Annotated in this window: 18 protein-coding genes; 11 read left to right on the forward strand and 7 right to left on the reverse strand. The window is 67.4% G+C overall.

What is annotated here, in order from left to right; genetic code table 11:
* Nucleotides 1-120: 120 nt before the first annotated feature.
* The 5 genes from AQZ52_RS06500 (at nt 121) to AQZ52_RS06520 (ending at nt 5054) form a co-directional block, all read left to right on the forward strand.
* A complete protein-coding gene (locus AQZ52_RS06500) occupies nt 121-1554 on the forward strand; it encodes a circularly permuted type 2 ATP-grasp protein (RefSeq protein WP_067909578.1) in 1434 nt (477 codons plus the stop codon).
* 16 nt (nt 1555-1570) lie between these two features.
* The gene (locus AQZ52_RS06505) at nt 1571-2518 is read left to right on the forward strand and encodes an alpha-E domain-containing protein (protein ID WP_067907487.1); all 948 of its coding nucleotides are present in this window, start codon (nt 1571-1573) and stop codon (nt 2516-2518) included.
* Between the two features lie 29 nt (nt 2519-2547).
* The gene (locus tag AQZ52_RS06510) at nt 2548-3360 is read left to right on the forward strand and encodes a transglutaminase family protein (protein WP_067907489.1); all 813 of its coding nucleotides are present in this window, start codon (nt 2548-2550) and stop codon (nt 3358-3360) included.
* Between the two features lie 50 nt (nt 3361-3410).
* On the forward strand, nt 3411-4175 hold the full coding sequence (locus AQZ52_RS06515; protein WP_067907492.1) for a proteasome-type protease: 765 nt from the start codon (nt 3411-3413) through the stop codon (nt 4173-4175).
* A 258-nt stretch (nt 4176-4433) separates the two neighbouring features.
* Nucleotides 4434-5054 (forward strand): response regulator transcription factor, encoded by a 621-nt coding sequence (locus tag AQZ52_RS06520; RefSeq protein ID WP_067907495.1) that lies wholly within the window; start codon nt 4434-4436, stop codon nt 5052-5054.
* Between the two features lie 84 nt (nt 5055-5138).
* On the opposite strand, the gene AQZ52_RS06525 is transcribed toward AQZ52_RS06520, so the two are convergent.
* From AQZ52_RS06525 to AQZ52_RS06540, 4 genes are all read right to left on the reverse strand, one after another.
* A complete protein-coding gene (locus tag AQZ52_RS06525; protein ID WP_067907498.1) occupies nt 5139-6347 on the reverse strand; it encodes a hypothetical protein in 1209 nt (402 codons plus the stop codon).
* Nucleotides 6348-7163 carry a phosphate/phosphite/phosphonate ABC transporter substrate-binding protein gene (locus tag AQZ52_RS06530; protein WP_156424798.1) on the reverse strand — a complete coding sequence of 272 codons (816 nt, stop codon included), beginning with the start codon at nt 7161-7163 and terminating at the stop codon, nt 6348-6350.
* Nucleotides 7160-8089 (reverse strand): fatty acid desaturase, encoded by a 930-nt coding sequence (locus tag AQZ52_RS06535; protein ID WP_067907504.1) that lies wholly within the window; start codon nt 8087-8089, stop codon nt 7160-7162. Before AQZ52_RS06535 ends, AQZ52_RS06530 begins: the two co-directional genes overlap by 4 nt.
* A gap of 233 nt (nt 8090-8322) precedes the next feature.
* The gene (locus tag AQZ52_RS06540) at nt 8323-9006 is read right to left on the reverse strand and encodes an extensin family protein (protein WP_205626418.1); all 684 of its coding nucleotides are present in this window, start codon (nt 9004-9006) and stop codon (nt 8323-8325) included.
* A 159-nt stretch (nt 9007-9165) separates the two neighbouring features.
* Between AQZ52_RS06540 and AQZ52_RS06545 the strand changes: the two genes are divergently transcribed.
* The 5 genes from AQZ52_RS06545 to AQZ52_RS06565 all read left to right on the forward strand — a co-directional run bounded on the left by AQZ52_RS06545 (nt 9166) and on the right by AQZ52_RS06565 (nt 14231).
* Entirely contained in the window at nt 9166-10302 is a 1137-nt protein-coding gene (locus AQZ52_RS06545; protein ID WP_067907510.1) for a phosphoserine transaminase, read from the forward strand.
* A gap of 68 nt (nt 10303-10370) precedes the next feature.
* A complete protein-coding gene (gene serA, locus AQZ52_RS06550) occupies nt 10371-11957 on the forward strand; it encodes a phosphoglycerate dehydrogenase (protein ID WP_067907513.1) in 1587 nt (528 codons plus the stop codon).
* 160 nt (nt 11958-12117) lie between these two features.
* Nucleotides 12118-12534: a nuclear transport factor 2 family protein gene (locus AQZ52_RS06555; protein WP_067907516.1), complete on the forward strand. Its 417-nt coding sequence runs from the start codon at nt 12118-12120 to the stop codon at nt 12532-12534.
* A gap of 64 nt (nt 12535-12598) precedes the next feature.
* The gene (locus AQZ52_RS06560) at nt 12599-13909 is read left to right on the forward strand and encodes an NAD(P)/FAD-dependent oxidoreductase (RefSeq protein ID WP_067907519.1); all 1311 of its coding nucleotides are present in this window, start codon (nt 12599-12601) and stop codon (nt 13907-13909) included.
* 103 nt (nt 13910-14012) lie between these two features.
* Complete coding sequence (locus AQZ52_RS06565; protein ID WP_067907521.1) at nt 14013-14231, forward strand: hypothetical protein; 219 nt, start codon at nt 14013-14015, stop codon at nt 14229-14231.
* A gap of 18 nt (nt 14232-14249) precedes the next feature.
* On the opposite strand, the gene AQZ52_RS06570 is transcribed toward AQZ52_RS06565, so the two are convergent.
* A complete protein-coding gene (locus AQZ52_RS06570; protein WP_240481471.1) occupies nt 14250-14480 on the reverse strand; it encodes a hypothetical protein in 231 nt (76 codons plus the stop codon).
* Between the two features lie 355 nt (nt 14481-14835).
* Here AQZ52_RS06570 and AQZ52_RS06575 point away from each other — a divergent pair, with 355 nt between their 5' ends.
* The gene (locus AQZ52_RS06575) at nt 14836-15966 is read left to right on the forward strand and encodes an ATP phosphoribosyltransferase regulatory subunit (RefSeq protein ID WP_067907528.1); all 1131 of its coding nucleotides are present in this window, start codon (nt 14836-14838) and stop codon (nt 15964-15966) included.
* On the opposite strand, the gene arsC is transcribed toward AQZ52_RS06575, so the two are convergent.
* Nucleotides 15963-16373 (reverse strand): arsenate reductase (glutaredoxin), encoded by a 411-nt coding sequence (gene arsC / locus AQZ52_RS06580; RefSeq protein ID WP_067907531.1) that lies wholly within the window; start codon nt 16371-16373, stop codon nt 15963-15965. The genes AQZ52_RS06575 and arsC overlap by 4 nt on opposite strands.
* A complete protein-coding gene (locus AQZ52_RS06585) occupies nt 16370-17026 on the reverse strand; it encodes an aquaporin (protein WP_205626451.1) in 657 nt (218 codons plus the stop codon). Before AQZ52_RS06585 ends, arsC begins: the two co-directional genes overlap by 4 nt.
* Nucleotide 17027: the final 1 nt, after the last annotated feature.

The following is a 17027-nucleotide window of genomic DNA, read 5'->3' on the forward strand; positions in this document are numbered from 1 at the left end:
AGTGCGAAGCCGCGCAACGCTTTCCCCGGCAATTCGGTTACATTTTTGTCTCGCAGGTGCAGCATGACGCTTGGCAAAGGCTGCGGGCTGTGCGAGCTTTGGCGCTATCGGGATGATCGCATGAACAACGCCTCGCCCTCGTCGTATGATGAGATGTTTGCCGCCGATGGCTCGGTGCGCCCGGCCTATCGCGGCTACAGCGAGTGGTATTCGGAACAGCCGGCAGATCACTTGCGCCGCAAGGGGACCGAGGCGGAGGCCTTCTTCCGCCGCACCGGCATCACCTTCAACGTCTACGGCAACGAGGACGCCGAGGAGCGGCTGATCCCGTTCGACATGGTGCCGCGCATCATCACCGCGCACCAGTGGCGGCGGTTGTCGCGCGGGATCGAGCAGCGCGTGCGCGCGCTCAATGCCTTCCTCCATGATCTTTACCACCGGCAGGAAATCGTCCGCGCCGGTCGCCTGCCCGCGCGCCTGCTGGAAAAGAACCCGGCGTTTCTCCCCCAGATGGTCGGCTTCACGCCGCCGGGCGGGGTCTACACGCACATCGTCGGCATCGATCTCGTCCGCACCGGCGAGGACGAGTTCATGGTGCTCGAAGACAACGCGCGTACCCCCTCGGGCGTCTCCTACATGCTGGAGAACCGCGAGACGATGATGGCGATGTTCCCGGAACTGTTCACGCGGGTGCGCGTGCGCGAGGTTTCGGACTATCCGCGCCGTCTCGCCCGCAGCCTTGCCGCCTGTCTGCCGCCTGCGGCCAAGGGCCACCAGCCGGTCGTCGCAGTGCTCACGCCGGGCATCTACAATTCGGCCTATTTCGAGCACGCTTTCCTGGCGGACCAGATGGGCGCCGAACTCGTCGAGGGCAGCGACTTGCGCGTCGAGAACGGCCGCATCGCCATGCGCACCACGCAAGGCTACCAGCCGATCGATGTGCTCTACCGCCGCGTGGATGACGAATACCTCGATCCGCTGACGTTCAATCCGGATTCGATGCTTGGCGTCTCGGGCATCATGGATGTCTACCGCGCGGGCGGGATCACCATCGCCAATGCGCCCGGCACCGGCATCGCCGACGACAAGGCGATCTATTCGTTCATGCCGGAAATCGTCGAGTTCTACACCGGCGAGAAGCCGATCCTGCCCAACGTGCCCACCTGGCGCTGTTCGGAACCCGATGCGCTCAAGTATGTGCTCGAACACCTCTCCGAACTCGTCGTGAAGGAAGTCCACGGCTCGGGCGGCTACGGCATGCTGATCGGGCCGACTTCGTCGAAGAAGGAAATCGCGGCCTTTGCCGCCAAGCTCGCCGCGCGTCCGCACAACTATATCGCGCAGCCCACGCTGTCGCTGTCCACCGTGCCGATCCTCAGCCGCAGCGGGCTCACACCGCGCCATGTGGACCTCCGGCCCTTCGTGCTCGTCTCGCCCGGCGGGATCGACATCACCCCGGGCGGCCTCACCCGCGTCGCGCTCAAGAAGGGCTCGCTGGTGGTGAACTCGTCGCAGGGCGGGGGCACCAAGGACAGCTGGGTGCTGGACGACTGATGCCCGAGGTTTTCCCATGCTAGGCCGGTCCGCCAACGGCATCTTCTGGCTGTTCCGCAACCTTGAGCGGGCGGAGAACACCGCGCGCCTGATCGAGGCGGGCTTCCGCATGGCGCTCACCCGCGATGCGCGCGATGCCAGCGACGAATGGCGCTCGGTGATCGTCACGCTGGGGCTGCGCGCGGCATACGAGGCGAAGTTCGGCGGCGACTATGCCGGGCCGAACGTGATCAACTTCATCCTGCGCGACCGCGACAACCCCGGCAATGTGCTCGCCATGTGCGAGCTTGCCCGCACCAATGCGCGTATGGTCCGCGCCGGGATCACGCGCGAGGTGTGGGAATCGGTCAACGACAGCTGGATGCGGATGCGCGACCTGCTGGCGCGGCCGGTGACCGAAACGCGGCTGGGCGATGTGCTCGATACCCTCCGCCGCCAGTCCACGCAGGTGCGCGGCGCGATGGAAGGCACCATGCTGCGCAACGAGATCTACAATTTCGCGCGGCTCGGCAGTTTCATCGAACGGGCGGACAACACCGCACGCATCCTCGATGTGAAGTACTATGTGCTGCTGCCTTCGATCTCCTATGTCGGCTCCAGCCTCGACAACGTGCAGTGGGAAAACGTGCTGCGCAGCCTCGCGGGCGAACGCGCCTACCGCTGGCTCAACGCAGGGCGGATGGAAGCGCGCGGCATCGCCGAGTTTCTCATCCTCGACAGCCGGTTCCCGCGCAGCCTTGCCTTCTGCTACGGCAAGCTGCGGTCCAACCTCGAACACCTCGCGCGCGAATACGGCGGCGAGACCGAGGCCCACGCGATCCTGCGCGAGGCGGATTGCGATCTGCACCACACCACGATCGACGCGATCTTCGAGCAGGGGCTGCACGAATACATTGCGCAGTTCATCAACCGCAACACGCGGCTCGCCAACCAGATCCAGTACGACTACCGGTTCATCGACTAGGCGCTTTATCGATCAAGGGAATTGGGTGCTTGCGGCTCTGGGTTGATCATACCACGCACTATACCTTCTCCGCCCCCGCCGCGCGCGGGTTGCAGCGGCTGCGCCTCACGCCCAAGACCAGCGCGGGGCAGGCCATCGTCGCGTGGAAGATCGGGCTCCAGGGGGCGCGGCTGGAAGTCGAATATGACGACGAGAACGCCAACCACGTCACGCTGATCGCGTTCGAGCCGGGTGTCACCGAAGTGACGATCCGCTGCGAGGGCGTGGTCGATACGAGCGACAAGGCCGGCATTGTGGGCCACCACGCGGGCTATCTCCCGCTGTGGCACTTCCGCCAGCCGACGGATCTCACCGCCACCGGCCCGCGGGTGCGGGCGCTGGTCGGCGGCCTGTCGGGCAAGCAGGATACGCTGGAAAAGCTCCACACCCTGTCCGCCCTCGTGCGCGGTGCGGTTGAATATGCGTCCGGCCACACCGATACGGCCAGCAGCGCCGAAGCCGTCCTCGCGGCGGGGCACGGCGTCTGCCAGGACCATGCCCACGTGTTCATCGCCGCCGCGCGCGCGCTGGGTGTTCCCGCGCGCTACGTCAGTGGCTACCTGATGATGAAGGACCGGGTGGAGCAGGATGCCGGCCACGCCTGGGCGGAAGCCATGGTCGAAGGGCTCGGTTGGGTGGGTTTCGATGTTTCCAACGGGATATCACCCGATCCGCACTATGTGCGCGTTGCAACGGGCCGCGATTATCGCGATGCCGCTCCGGTCACCGGCATCCGCTACGGGGCCTATGACGAAACCCTGCACGTGACGCTTGCCGTAGCGCAGCAGCGTGTGGAACAGTGAACCCGCACGCAAGTCCGGATGCTTATGATCGCTTGGGGGAGCCAGGACCGATGACCTATTGCGTGGGGATGGTGCTCGACAAGGGCCTCGTGCTGATGAGCGATACCCGAACCAATTCGGGCGTCGACAATATCTCCACGTTCCGCAAGATGTTCTCCTGGTCGGTGCCGGGCGAACGGATCATCTCGATCATGACGGCAGGCAACCTCGCCACCACGCAATCGGTGATCAGCCAGCTCGAGGAACGCAACAAGGCGCCGGGTGAACGGCGGCCATCTCTGCTCGATGCGCCGACGATGTTCCAGGTCGCGACCATCGTCGGCCGCCTGCTGAGCGACGTGATCGAGGGACGGCAGGACGCCGGAATGCAGGGAGCCGGTGGTCAGACAGAGGGGCCCCGCTTCACCGCCTCGATGATCGTCGCGGGCCAGATCAAGGACATGGAGCCGCGCCTCTTTCTGATCTATCCCGAAGGCAATTTCATCGAGGCCTCGTTCGATACGCCCTTTTTCCAGATCGGCGAGACGAAGTACGGCCGCCCGATCCTCGTGCGCGGTTATGACAAAGGGATGAGCTTCGAGGATGCGGTCAAGCTCCTCATGGTCTCGTTCGATTCGACGCTCGCGGCCAATCTTTCGGTCGGCCTCCCCTTCGATCTCATGGTGATCGAGCGCGACCGGTTCGAGCCGCTGCACCACAAGCGGATCACCGCGGAGGATCCCTTCTTCAAGCTGATCTCGTCGAGCTGGGGCGAGGCGCTGCGCTCCGCGTTTTACTCTCTGCCGGACTACAGCTTCGACGATCAGGTGCCCTGAGCGCACCCACGCCCCAGACCCGGCCCCGTATCGTTAACGCAGGGGTTTGCCTGAGGGAAACTACTTAGCCATATCGGTTCGTGCTGCGGGCTGCGCCGAAGGAGCGCTACTAAGCACCAATGCGGGCCGATTGTGTCCATTCCCGAGTATAATTCCCTTAGGAAGCGGGCCATGCAACGCTGGATAGCGGTGCTTGTGGGTTCAGAACGAAACTAACCGCGTTGGCGTGAGAGGGGCAGGTCATGGTTTGGTTAACCCATGATCGAACGTGTCACACTCCATGTCCTCGATAGCGACTCAGCCCGCCGGGCACAGCTCGCTCGTCTCGCATTTGCCGCCGGGCATCATGCGGAAATCTATGCCCACGCGGAGGAGCTGCTCAGTCATGCGCCGGCGGGTGGTCTTGTCCTCGCGCAGGATGAGCCGGTGGGGGAGGGGATCTCGAACCTCGTCGCCGCCATGATGCGGGCAGGCCAGTGGCTGCCCATCATCGCAATCGCAGAAGCGCCGACGATCGACGCGGTCGTCTCCGCGATCAAGGCCGGTGCGCTGGACTACCTCACCGTGCCCGAACAGATCGCCCCGCTAAACGAAGCGGTCGCCCGCTGCGCACGGGAAGCCGATGCCCAGCGCCAGCAGCGCGCCCGCGCGGCCGAGGCACGCCAGCGCATTTCCCGGCTTTCCATGCGTGAGCGCGAAGTGCTTGATCGGCTCGCCGAAGGGTGCAGCAACAAGGCCATCGCGCGTGAGCTCGAAATCAGCCCGCGCACGGTCGAAATCCACCGCATGAAGATGATGGGCAAGCTGGGGGCCCGCCACGCGGCGGAGGCCGTGCGGCTGCGCATCGAGGCGAGCGGTCTCGACAACGTCGCGGCCTGAGCGCCGAGGCCATGCTCTGAACAAAGCCCGCGCAGCTCCGCAGGAACCACGCCCCGGACCGCAGGAACCCCGTTCAGCAGTGCGCTAATTTTCGAGGTCGGACGGGATCAGCCAGCGCACCGAGGTGCTCCAATAGCGCGTGCCGCTCAGCGGCGGTGTGCCCGGTGCGAAATCGAAATGCAGGCGCGTCATCGCCAGGGCGCAGGTCTGGTTGTCGAGGTAGGCGGTGCCCGATGATGTCAGGGGCCGGCAACTCACCGGTACGCCTTCGCGTTCGAACCCCACCATGATCTGCACTGCCCCACCCACCTCCTCGATCAGCGCAAGGCGCGGATAGTCCCGCATGTCGAACTTCGAGCGCAGCGTGCCGTCCACCTTCGAAAGCCAGGTGATCCCGCGGTAGGAAAGCGGCGGATAGGCGATATCGACGTTTTTCCAGATCATCCGCTCGTTGAGCTTCACCTCGCTCCGGTTGGCGGTGAGGGGCACCGCAACCATCGCGATATCCCCGCCCGGACCAATTCGGGGCCTGCTGGCGGGTAGCCCACGGGTCGCCGCGCGCGCGGGGCGGGCGGCGCGCCTGCCCGGCCCCGCAGCGCGCCTTGCGCCTGACTGCGCCGCGCCCGGTTTGCCAAGGCCCGGTTTGCCAAGGCCGGGCTTGCCCGCCGCGATCCACGCCTTGCACACGGCCGCGCCATCGGCCTCGCTGAACCCGTTGTCGAGGATCGAACAGCCGGCAAGGCCCGGCTTGCCTGTGTCGAGGATGGCCAGCGAACGGCCTTTGCCGGCGGGCACGAAGCGGATCGGCTGTGCGGGGGCCATCACCCGGCGCACGCGCACAGCAAAGGCCAGCCGCCCCACGTCAAACGGCAAGGCATAGCCGGGTGCCAATTCGAACCGGGCGCGGGCCATGATCTGCCGGCACAGCTCGTCCTCGGCCTTCCCGGCAGCGCCTTCGTGCTCTGCGGTGCAGGCAATGGCCTTGCCCGCCCGGTTGAACACGATCTCGCCGCCAACACCGTCATCGCCCAGGATGCCGGTGCCAGGAAGGCCGGGCAGCAGCTTGATTACCGCAGCCGAATCCGCCGCGAAGTCGAGCCGCCCGGCACCGGCGAGATCGACATTGTCGCGCCCGATCTCGATCCGCTTGCGCGGCGGCGCTTCGGGCGGCGGTGCGTTCTCGGTCACGGTAACACCGGGCTTGTCGGTTGCGGCAGCCGGCGGGGCGGTTTTGGGCGGAGCGGATGCGGGCGGGTCCGCCGCAAGGGCAAGCAGAATCAGCAGCATACGCATTCAGTCCTCCGGTGCCAGAATGCCCGCGGCGTCGGCCAGCCGTTCCAGTTCGAGCACTTCGTCATAGGCGGCGGGGGCCACGGCTTCTGCGCCCAGCAGAAAGAGGCTCGCCCGCGCCTCCGCCAGTTCGGGGGCCGCCATGGCCGCCAGCAGCGCCTCCTGCACCAGCGCGGCGACCGGCTCGGGCGTGGCCATCGCGGTCACGAAGGGAAGCGCGGGCACGCGGCGCGAGACGGCGATCACCTTCAGGCTTTCGGCAAGGCCGGGATAGCTCGCCTCCGCCGCCGCAAACGTCACCGCATCGATGGCGGCCAGATCGGCCTCACCCGCGCTCACGGCGCGCATGCTGCCGACATGGCTGCCGGTACGCACCAGCGCGGCGAAGAACGGGCCCGCGCCGCCCTGCTCGGCGGCGGTGTGGCGCAGCAGGTTGGTGCCCGTGTTCGAGGCGGGCTCGTTGATCGCGGCGGCGGCCCCGCGAAATGCGGCCAGTGCGGTGCGCGGGTCAGCCATGCGGGCGACGATCACGCTGCAATGGCGCGTCTCCTCGCAATGCGGCGCGCCGTAGCGCGGCACGGCGATCAGGCGCAGCCGCTCCTTGTGAAACCGCGCATAAGGATAGCCGCAGGCCTGCCCGAGCAGCAGCGCAGGATCCTGCCACAGCACATCGGGCGTGCGGCCCCGGTCGAGCGCGGGCGGCACGCCTTCCACCCCGGCTGCGACAAGGCGGCCTGCGATCCACGACCACAAGGCATCGTTGGCGGCGCGCTGGGCGGGATGGTCATACATGCCCAGCGAGGCGATGTACCCGCTCACCCCTGCGCAGACGGTTCGGGCCGGCGGTGGTCAGGATGCAGCAGATCGTCGTGCGCGCGCAGGGCAAAGCGGCGCAGCAGCGCGCCGTAGGAGGGGTAGACCGGCCCCCCGGTTCCGGCCTTCTGTCCAGCGAGCGTCTCCTGCCGCTCCGCCTGGAAACGCGGCAGGCGGTACCACGCCAGCTCCGGCCGGGCATGGTGCGCGGCATGCAGGTTGTTGTTGAGGTAGAGCAGGGCCAGCAGCCCGCCGCGCTCGACAGTGGCCGCCCGTCGCGCCGGATCGGGATCGGCGCGGTGCTCGGCATAGCTGCGCAGCAGCGAAAGCGCGGTGCCCGGATAGACGAAGCACAGGAAGTAGGTGCCAAGGCCAAGGCCGCACCAGTGGAGCCAGCCGAGGATCACCGCGACGCCGAGGCCATGCGGCACCCAGTCGCGCGCGAACAGGGCGGGCTCCTTCGGCAGGCGAGCCAGCTCTTCGATCAGGAACCGCACGACAGCGATCGGCGGGCCGAGCACGAGCCGCCCGAGCAGCGTCTGCTGCACCCGCTCCGACCACCACAGCCACGTGCCTTCCTGCGCGACGTACTTCGATTCCGGATCGTCGAAGGGATCGGTGATCGTCCGCGCGGAATGGTGCGCCACATGGCTGCGGTAGTAGATGCCATAGGGTAGCCAGAGGTTGATCGGCGGCCAGCCGATCGCCGTGTTGATCGCGCGGCTGCGGGTCGGGTGGCCGTGGATCGTCTCGTGCTGCAAGGAATTGTGCCAGGCGCTGAGCCAGCCGCCGGCCACGGCCAGCACCGCGACAGGCAGCGCCGCATGCCAGGCCGTGAGCGCCAGCCACCCGCCATAAATGACGGCCGTCAGCACCAGGGTGGGAAGTTCGATTGTCCGCGCCCAGGGCCGGGCCGCACCGCGCACGCGCATCAGGCCGTGCCTCGCGGCAAGGCAGCGCTCACCCGCGCGATCCCGCATGGCGGACACGAAAAAGCACGCGCAAACCGGTCAGTGAACACATCACGAATCATGGCAATCCCACCTGGCCCGGCGTGCAACTCAACAAATCCGGTTGAGAACGGCAAGTGAGGAAATCTTGATAGGTGTACAGGGTTGCTTCGGGCGGGCGGCCCCGCGGCCCATCCTTGCCGTAGCGGGGCCGCTCAGCGGCAGAAGGGCCGTCCGCCGCCGACTTCGAGGTGGAAATGATCGTGGTGGGCCGCATTGTAGTCTGGGCTCAGCACCGTGCCGAAGCGCTTGCAGGCGCTGCCTCTGATCGTGGCGAGGAAGGCGCGGACTTGCGGGTCCGGGCTGTCCCAGTCGCGCAGGACGGTGATGCGGCGGCCGTCGGCCAGCACGAAACCGCTGACGTCGACCGCGTTGGCGCTGGCGTGGGCCGAAAGGCGGCTGCTCCCCGCCACGTTGCGGCAGGCATAGCTGCCCATCGTCTCGATCCGCATCAGCGGGCTGCCGAGGATGGCCCGGGCCGCGCGGTCCACGCCGAAGCGGGCCCAGCCGGACAGCGTGTTCGCCAGCGGGCAGGTGACGGGGCCAAGGTTCGAAAGCTGGAGCATCCCCGAGTCGCTGCGCAACGAAGCCAGCCGGACGGCCCCCACCGCCGAGCAGCCTGCGCCATAATATTGATCGGGCAGCGGCGTGAAATTGGCATAGGTCCGGCTGAGGCCGGCAAGGCACATGCGGCTTTCGGGGGCGGCCGGCACCTGCCAGTTGGTGCTCGTCCGAACCGGGCGGCGCACCGGTTCGGGCGCGCCGACGCAGCCTGCCAGCAGCACCGGCAGGGCCAGCGCGAGCACGGCGGCAGGCAGCGAAGCGGGACGGCGGACCATGGCGGCACTTTGCATCCGTCATGGTTAAGTTTGGCTTATTCCGGCCCCTAAGGGGAGCCCGCCCCCCGACGCAGGTTGACAGGCTGCGCCCCGCCACTATGAGCGACCTCGGGCCACGCGGTCCCAACGCCGCGCGAGCTCTCTGCAAGGAGAGACTACATGACTGCTTCGCTTCCCGCGCGCAAACCTGCGCGTCCGCACTTTTCGTCCGGCCCATGCGCCAAGCCGCCCGGATACGATCCCGCAAAACTCGCCACCGAAGTGCTCGGGCGTTCGCATCGCTCGAAGATCGGCAAGACGCGCCTCCAGCTCTGCATCGATCTGATGCGCGAAGTGCTGGGCCTGCCCGATACGCACCGCATCGGCGTGGTGCCGGGCTCCGATACCGGTGCCTTTGAAATGGCGATGTGGACCATGCTGGGCGCCCGCGGCGTCACCACGCTGGCGTGGGAAAGTTTCGGCGAAGGCTGGGTGACCGACGCCGCCAAGCAGCTCAAGCTCGATCCCACGGTGATCCGCGCCGATTACGGGCAGCTTCCCGATCTTGCCGCTGTCGATTTTTCGACCGACGTGCTGTTCACCTGGAACGGCACCACCTCGGGCGTGCGCGTCCCGAACGGCGACTGGATCCCCGACGACCGCGAAGGCCTGACTTTCGCTGACGCCACAAGCGCCGTCTTTGCCTACGACATTCCGTGGGACAAGATCGATGTCGCCACCTTCTCCTGGCAGAAAGTGCTGGGCGGCGAGGGCGGCCACGGCGTGCTGATCCTCGGCCCCCGCGCCGTTGAACGCCTTGAAACCTATACCCCCGCCTGGCCGCTGCCCAAGGTGTTCCGTCTCGTTTCCAAGGGCAAGCTCACCGAGGGCGTGTTCAAGGGCGAGACGATCAACACCCCCTCGATGCTCGCGGTCGAAGACGCGATCTTCGCGCTGGAATGGGCCAAGTCGGTCGGCGGCCTCGAAGGCCTCAAGGCGCGCTGCGCTGCCAATGCCGCCGCGCTTGACGCGCTTGTGCAGGAGCGCAGCTGGCTCGGCCACCTCGCTGCCGACCCTGCCTCGCGCTCGATGACCTCGGTGTGCCTCACCGTCGAAGGCGCGGACGAGGCGCTGATCAAGGCGTTTGCCGGCCTGCTCGAAAAGGCGGGCGCGGCCTATGATATCGCCGGCTACCGCGATGCCCCTCCGGGTCTGCGCATCTGGTGCGGCGCCACGGTCGATGCGGCCGATATCGCCGATCTCGGCCCCTGGCTCGATTGGGCCTGGGCCGAAGTCCAGGCCACCGCCGCCGCCTGATCTCCCGGCTACCCTCGCTGCGGCGAGGGGCTTGGCCGCTCGCACCCCGATTTCCAAGGACATTTCCCATGACCAAGCCACGCGTTCTCATTTCCGACAAGATGGACCCCAACGCCGCCCGCATTTTCGAGGAAAAGGGCTGCCAGGTCGATGTCATCACCGGCGAAACCCCGGAACAGCTGATCGCCCGCATCGGTGAGTATGATGGCCTCGCCATCCGCTCCTCGACCAAGGTGACCAAGGCGATCCTCGATGCCGCGACGAACCTCAAGGTCATCGGCCGCGCCGGCATCGGCGTCGACAACGTCGATATCCCCTATGCCTCGGGCCGCGGCGTGGTGGTGATGAACACCCCGTTCGGCAACTCGATCACCACCGCCGAACACGCCATCGCGCTCATGTTCGCGCTCGCCCGCCAGATTCCCGAAGCCAACGCGCAGACGCAGGCGGGCCTCTGGCCGAAGAACGGCTTCATGGGCGTCGAAGTCACCGGCAAGACATTGGGTCTCATCGGCGCGGGCAACATCGGCTCCATCGTCGCCAGCCGCGCCCTCGGCCTCAAGATGAAGGTCGTCGCCTACGATCCCTTCCTCACGCCGGAACGCGCGATCGAGATGGGCGTCGAAAAGGCCGATCTCGAAACGTTGCTCGCCAAGGTGGACTTCATCACGCTGCACACGCCGCTGACCAGCGAAACGAAGAACATCCTCAGCCGCGAAAACCTCGGCAAGACCAAGAAGGGCGTGCGCATCATCAACTGCGCGCGCGGCGGCCTGATCGATGAAGCCGCGCTCAAGGACCTGATGGATGCCGGCCACATCGCCGGCGCCGCGCTCGACGTGTTCGAGACCGAACCGGCCAAGGAATCGCCGCTCTTCGGCACGCCGAACTTCATCTGCACCCCGCACCTCGGCGCCAGCACGACCGAAGCGCAGGTCAACGTCGCGCTGCAGGTGGCCGAGCAGATGGCCGAGTTCCTCACCACCGGCGGCGTCACCAACGCGCTCAACATGCCGAGCCTCTCCGCCGAGGAAGCGCCCAAGCTCAAGCCCTACATGGCGCTGGCCGAACGTCTCGGCAGCCTCGTCGGCCAGCTGGCGCACGACAACCTCACCAAGATCGCCATCGAAGTGGAAGGCGCCGCCGCGCAGCTCAACCAGAAGCCGATCACCGGCGCGGTGCTGGCCGGCCTGATGAAGCAGTATTCGCAGACCGTGAACATGGTCAACGCGCCCTTCCTCGCCAAGGAGCGCGGGCTCGATGTGCGCGAAGTCCGTCACGACCGCGAGGGCATCTACCACACCCTCGTGCGCGTCACCGTCGGCACCGCGCAGGGCGATCGCTCGGTTGCGGGCACGCTCTTCGGCAACGGCGATCCGCGCCTTGTCGAGATCTTCGGCATCGGGATCGAGGCGGACCTTGCGGGCGACATGCTCTACATCGTCAACACCGACGCGCCGGGCTTCATCGGCTCGATCGGTACGCTGCTCGGCAAGTCGGGCATCAACATCGGCACCTTCCACCTTGGCCGCCGCGAGGCTGGCGGCGAGGCGGTGCTGCTGCTCTCGGTCGACAGCCCCGTCAGCGAGGCTGTCCTTGCCGAAGCCCGCACCGTGCCGGGCGTGCGCACCGTACGCGCGCTGAAGTTCAGCTGAGCATCCTTCGACAGGCTCAGGATGAGCGGGGCCGGGGAAATCTCCTCCAACCGCTCGTTCTGAGCCGGTCGAAGCACACTGACACAACTCGCCGGATTTGACGCCGCCGGCAAAGCCAAATAGCCTCCTCCATCGGGGACCAATCCCAAGGGGGCTTTTCATGCGCACACCACTTCTCGCCGCAGCCGCACTCGTGTTCACGGCAACACCTGCGCTCGCCAACGACAACGCGATGATCCAGGCCGCCGACGACGCGCTCGCCGCCGCGTTCAACAAGGGTGACGGCGCCGCCGTCGGCGCGATGTATGCGCCGGATGCCACGATGCTCCCCGGCGATAACAAGCTCTACAAGGGCGCTGACATCACCGCTTTCTGGACCGGCGCAACCGGCGCGCTCACCAACCTCAAGCTGACGGTCCTCGAAACCGAGCGCCTCTCGCCCACCTACATCCGCGAAATCTCGCGCGTGGAATACGATACCAAGGGCGCCAATCCGGTCCACGCCAACGTCACCGCCGTGGTCGTCTACAAGCTGGTGAACGGCAAGTGGATGCTCTGGACCGATATCTTCCACTGATCCCCAAAGCCCTCTCTCCGTCAGGGGAGAGGGCCCGCGAGAGGGGGAAAGGACCCAGTCAATAATGCCTGAAAACAACGCCTACGACGCCGTCATCATCGGCGCCGGCGTGATCGGCTGTGCCATCGCGCTCGATCTGGCGCGGCGCGGTTTCCGCACCCTCAATGTGGATCGCGGTCCTGCGCCCGGGCACGGCTCCACATCCTGGTCCGCCGCGATCATCCGGCCCTACTATTCGACCATCGACGGCACCGCGCTCGCCTATGAAGCGCACTTTGCGTGGCAGAACTGGACCGACTACCTCGGCTTCCGCCCCGAGTCCGCGCTGCACTACAACGAATGCGGCTGCCTCGTGCTCGAGGCGGCGGAAAACCGCCAGCTCGCGGGCACACGCGCGGTTCTGCGCGAGGTCGGCGTGCCCTTTACCGACGTTTCGGCAAACGACCTGCCCGAATGGCTCCCCGGAGCGGACCTCCGCCAATTCAGCCCCGCCCGCCGGATCGATGATCCCCGGTTCGGCGAAACCGGCGGAGAGGCGATCACCGGCGCGATATTCTGCCCCACCGGCGGCTACATCAGCGATCCCCAGCTCGCCACCGCCCAGATCGCAGGAGCGGTGGAGCGCGCCGGCGGCCAGTTCCGCTTCCACGATACCGTTCTCGCCATCCACCAGTCCGCCGGCAGGATCACCGGCCTGACCTGCGCCAAAAGCGGCCTGATCCACGCGCCCATCGTCATCAACGCCGCCGGCCCCGGCTCGCGTGCGGTGAACAGCCTCGTTCCCGCCGCGCACCAGCCCGAGCATATCAGCACCCGTCCGTTGCGGCAGGAAGTGGCCCATGTCCCGATGCCGCAAAGCCCGCAAGGCCCCGGCCTGCGTTTCGTCATGACTGACGCGGACTGCGGTATCTACATGCGGCCGGAGCAATCGGGCCACCTGCTTGTCGGCTCGCTCGAACCGGCGTGCGACATCCTCGAATATCTCGACAGCGAGGACTACGAGACCAGCCTGACCGACCAATGGACCAACCAGGTCTGGCGCGCCGCCCTGCGCTTCCCCGGCCTCGGCATCCCCAACACCGCCACCGGCTTCGCGGCGCTCTACGACGTGAGCGAGGATTGGATCCCGGTCTACGACAGGAGCGATGTGGACGGCTATTTCACCGCCGTCGGCACCAGCGGCAACCAGTTCAAGAACGCCCCGCTTGTCGGCGGCCTGATGGGCCATCTGATCGAAAGCGTGATGAACGGCGCCGATCACGACGCCGCCCCCCTGCAGTTTCGCCTGCCCGCAACCGGCCGGGATGTGGGCCTCGCCGCGTTCTCGCGCCGCAGGCCCATCAACCGCGCGAGCAGCTTTTCGGTGCTGGGCTGAGGGAGCGCCGCGCTGTTTGTCCCGCGCGGCCCAGACCCGCACGCCCGGTCCAGACGGCAGACCTCCGCCACGCCCCCTGCCAAGCCGACGCAAGGATAGCGCCATGACCGAGGAAACCGATCAGGCCCTGGGCCGGGCGCAACGGCGTCTGCTGCGCCGCATCTTCAATGGCCGCACCGCACCGGTCTTCGCGGAGGGCCGCCCGTTCCTGACCTACAAGGAAGCCAGCCGCTATCTGCTGTCGCTCGCGCCCGAAGCGCGCGATCAGGCCTTCCTGGCGATCAGGAGCAGCGTGGCCAAGGGCACCGACGCAGCGTCCTAGCGCCGCACCCGCGTGCCATCAGGGCTGCGAAGGCACCGCAGCATCGATCACGCCCGCCGCGGCAATCGCCTCGTCCCCGATCGCGCGCAGCGCGGCTGCGGTGTCGCGCATCAGCCCGTCGCTGATCGGCCGCTCGCCGTTGATGAACCGCCGGATCGCACGCTCGTCGATCCTGAGCCGCCGCGCAAAGGCAGTCGTGCCGCCCAGCAGCTGCACACAGTAGGCGAAATGATCCTGTCGTTCCTGCATCCGCGCTCCCATACGCCGTGCCGAGGCAAACGCAATGCTGCCCCTGACCGGCGCGCCCCTGCGCGGTGGCCCGGTTCGGTCCCTCGGCGGGGTCGCCAGACTTTCCTACACCGCGCAGATCTGCAAGGCTTCCGGCTGCTCTCAACCCTGCCGCCGAGCCGCCCCGCCCATGCCGCAAGCCCGCACCCGCGTCCGCACCCCGGTAATCGCTCCAGTCGATCAATCGCGCCCCACTGATCGAATGCAATTATTCCCCGGGACAGTGTCAACTGTGTCAACCGTAAGGAATCCCGACAGGTGGCGCCGCGCAATTGGGGTTCGATTTTTGCGCGCGGTGGTCTAGGGCGCGGCTGTCATGACCGAACCGAACCCCGATCTCCTGCCCGAGGGCCTTGAAGACCGCCTGCCGCGCGAAGCCGCTGCAACCACGCGGGTTATGCGCGCGATCCAGGATGTGATGCACGGCCACGGCTATGACCGCGTGCTGCCGCCGATGATCGAGTTCGAGCGCAGCCTTGCCGCGCGGATGGACGGGATCAACCAGCGCCGCATGTTCCGCTTCGTCGATCCGGCGTCCTTGCGGATGATGGGCCTGCGCAGCGATCATACGCCGCAGATCGGCCGCATCGCCGGCACCCGCCTCGCCGGGGCGGCGCGGCCCTTGCGGCTGTGCTATGCGGGGCAGGTGCTCACGATCAAGGGCGATGCGCTCGATCCGGCGCGCGAGCGGTTGCAGTGCGGGGCGGAGCTGATCGGCGCGGACAATGTCGCCGCCGCCTCGGAGGTTGTCGCCATCGCCATCGAGGCGTTGCAGGCGGCGGGTGCGCAGGGCGTCAGTGTCGATTTCACGCTGCCCGATCTCGTCGATACGCTGGCCGCCAAGGCCTTCCCGCTGGCCGCCGATCAGATCGAGGCGGTGCGGCGCGAGCTTGATACCAAGGATGCCGGCGGCCTCGTCGATGCGGGCGGGGCGGCCTATGTGCCGCTGCTCTATGCCACGGGCGATTTCGACGCGGCGATCGCAAAGCTCGCCGCGATCGATGCGGGCGGCGCGCTCGCCAGCCGCATTGCCGCGCTGCGCGCCATTGCCGCCGCGCTGGGCGGTGCGGCACGGCTGACGCTCGATCCCTCGGAGCGACACGGCTTCGAATACCAGTCGTGGCTGGGCTTCACGCTCTATGCCGATGGGGTGCGCGGCGCGCTCGGGCGGGGCGGCACCTACCGGATCGCCGGCAGCGGGGCCAGGGAGCAGGGGGGCGAGGTCGCCACCGGCTTCTCGCTTTATCCCGATGCACTGATCGGCCTTGTCGCCGGTGAGGAAGCCGCGCCGGACTGCGTGTTCCTGCCGCTCGGCCATGATCGCGACGTGGCCGCCCGCCTGCGCAGCATCGGCTGGCGCACGGTGGCGGCGCTGAGCGAGGCAGACACAGCCGAAGCGCTTGGCTGCAGCCACGTCCTCGAAGGCGATGAGCCGGTGAAGCGCTAGAGCTTCACGACCTCGCCGTCTTCCTTGGTGAAGCTCTCGGGCCGGTGCTCCAGCAGATCGAGCACGGCCTCCGAAGGCCGGCACAGCCGGGTGCCCTTGGGGCTGACCACGATGGGCCGGTTCACCAGGATCGGGTGCTCCACCATCGCGCCGAGGATCGCCTCGTCGCTCGCGCCGGGATCGGTGAGGCCGAGTTCCTCCGCCGGGGTGCCCTTGGTGCGCATGATCTCGCGCGGGCCCGTGCCCATGTCGGTGAGAATCCGGTCGAGCCGCGGGCGTGTCCAGCCGGCCTTGACGTATTCGACAACGGTGGGCGCGTAGCCCGCCGCCTCGATCATCGCGAGGGCGTTGCGCGAGGTGCCGCACTTGGGGTTGTGGTAGATGGTGATGGGGAAGGTATCGGTCATGCCGGGTCCTCTGCCAGAAGCCAGCCGAACACGGCAAGAGCGATGAGCGCCCCGGCCAGCTGCCCGGCGATGAACAAGGGAATCGAAGCGGGTGCTATCCCCGCGAACGTATCGGTCAGGCCGCGCGCCAGCGTCACCGCCGGATTGGCGAACGAGGTCGACGCGGTGAACCAGTAGGCCGACGTGATGTAGAGCCCCACCGCCACGGGCGTGAACTCGCCGCGATGCTTCGAGACGGCGAGGATCGTGCCGATGAGCCCGAAGGTCGCGACAAGTTCGGCCAGGCCCTGTCCCCACCCGCCCCGCACGTGGGCGGATACCTGCAGCACCGGTTCGGCGAACATCGCATGCGCGAGCCAGACGCCGAGGACCGCGCCGATGACTTGCGCCGCGCCATAACCGAGCGCGTCCGCCGCGCCGAGCTCCCGCCGCAGCACGGCAACCAGCGTCACGGCCGGATTGAAATGCGCGCCGGAAATCGGGCCGAACACATGGATCAGCACCACCAGCCCCGCGCCGGTCGAGAGCGTGTTGCCGAGCAGCGCGATGGCATCATTTCCGCCCGCCAGCCGCGCCCCCATCACGCCCGAGCCGACCACAACCACCAGCAGCAGCAGCGTGCCGAGCCCTTCTGCCACGATCCGCCGCGCCATG

The organism is Novosphingobium fuchskuhlense (genome assembly GCF_001519075.1).
In the GTDB taxonomy this organism is placed as follows: Bacteria; Pseudomonadota; Alphaproteobacteria; order Sphingomonadales; family Sphingomonadaceae; genus Novosphingobium; species Novosphingobium fuchskuhlense.

Bases quoted from the DNA above. Each gene is read 5' to 3' on its own strand.
- AQZ52_RS06575 (WP_067907528.1), top strand. From the start codon at position 14,836: ATGACCGAACCGAACCCCGATCTCCTGCCCGAGGGCCTTGAAGACCGC.
- AQZ52_RS06565 (WP_067907521.1), top strand. From the start codon at position 14,013: ATGACCGAGGAAACCGATCAGGCCCTGGGCCGGGCGCAACGGCGTCTG.
- AQZ52_RS06560 (WP_067907519.1), top strand. From the start codon at position 12,599: ATGCCTGAAAACAACGCCTACGACGCCGTCATCATCGGCGCCGGCGTG.
- AQZ52_RS06555 (WP_067907516.1), top strand. From the start codon at position 12,118: ATGCGCACACCACTTCTCGCCGCAGCCGCACTCGTGTTCACGGCAACA.
- AQZ52_RS06525 (WP_067907498.1), bottom strand. From the start codon at position 6,347: ATGCGTATGCTGCTGATTCTGCTTGCCCTTGCGGCGGACCCGCCCGCA.
- AQZ52_RS06535 (WP_067907504.1), bottom strand. From the start codon at position 8,089: ATGCGCGTGCGCGGTGCGGCCCGGCCCTGGGCGCGGACAATCGAACTT.
- AQZ52_RS06540 (WP_205626418.1), bottom strand. From the start codon at position 9,006: ATGGTCCGCCGTCCCGCTTCGCTGCCTGCCGCCGTGCTCGCGCTGGCC.
- AQZ52_RS06585 (WP_205626451.1), bottom strand. From the start codon at position 17,026: ATGGCGCGGCGGATCGTGGCAGAAGGGCTCGGCACGCTGCTGCTGCTG.
- AQZ52_RS06570 (WP_240481471.1), bottom strand. From the start codon at position 14,480: ATGCAGGAACGACAGGATCATTTCGCCTACTGTGTGCAGCTGCTGGGC.
- AQZ52_RS06545 (WP_067907510.1), top strand. From the start codon at position 9,166: ATGACTGCTTCGCTTCCCGCGCGCAAACCTGCGCGTCCGCACTTTTCG.
- AQZ52_RS06515 (WP_067907492.1), top strand. From the start codon at position 3,411: ATGACCTATTGCGTGGGGATGGTGCTCGACAAGGGCCTCGTGCTGATG.
- arsC (WP_067907531.1), bottom strand. From the start codon at position 16,373: ATGACCGATACCTTCCCCATCACCATCTACCACAACCCCAAGTGCGGC.
- AQZ52_RS06505 (WP_067907487.1), top strand. From the start codon at position 1,571: ATGCTAGGCCGGTCCGCCAACGGCATCTTCTGGCTGTTCCGCAACCTT.
- AQZ52_RS06520 (WP_067907495.1), top strand. From the start codon at position 4,434: ATGATCGAACGTGTCACACTCCATGTCCTCGATAGCGACTCAGCCCGC.
- AQZ52_RS06500 (WP_067909578.1), top strand. From the start codon at position 121: ATGAACAACGCCTCGCCCTCGTCGTATGATGAGATGTTTGCCGCCGAT.
- serA (WP_067907513.1), top strand. From the start codon at position 10,371: ATGACCAAGCCACGCGTTCTCATTTCCGACAAGATGGACCCCAACGCC.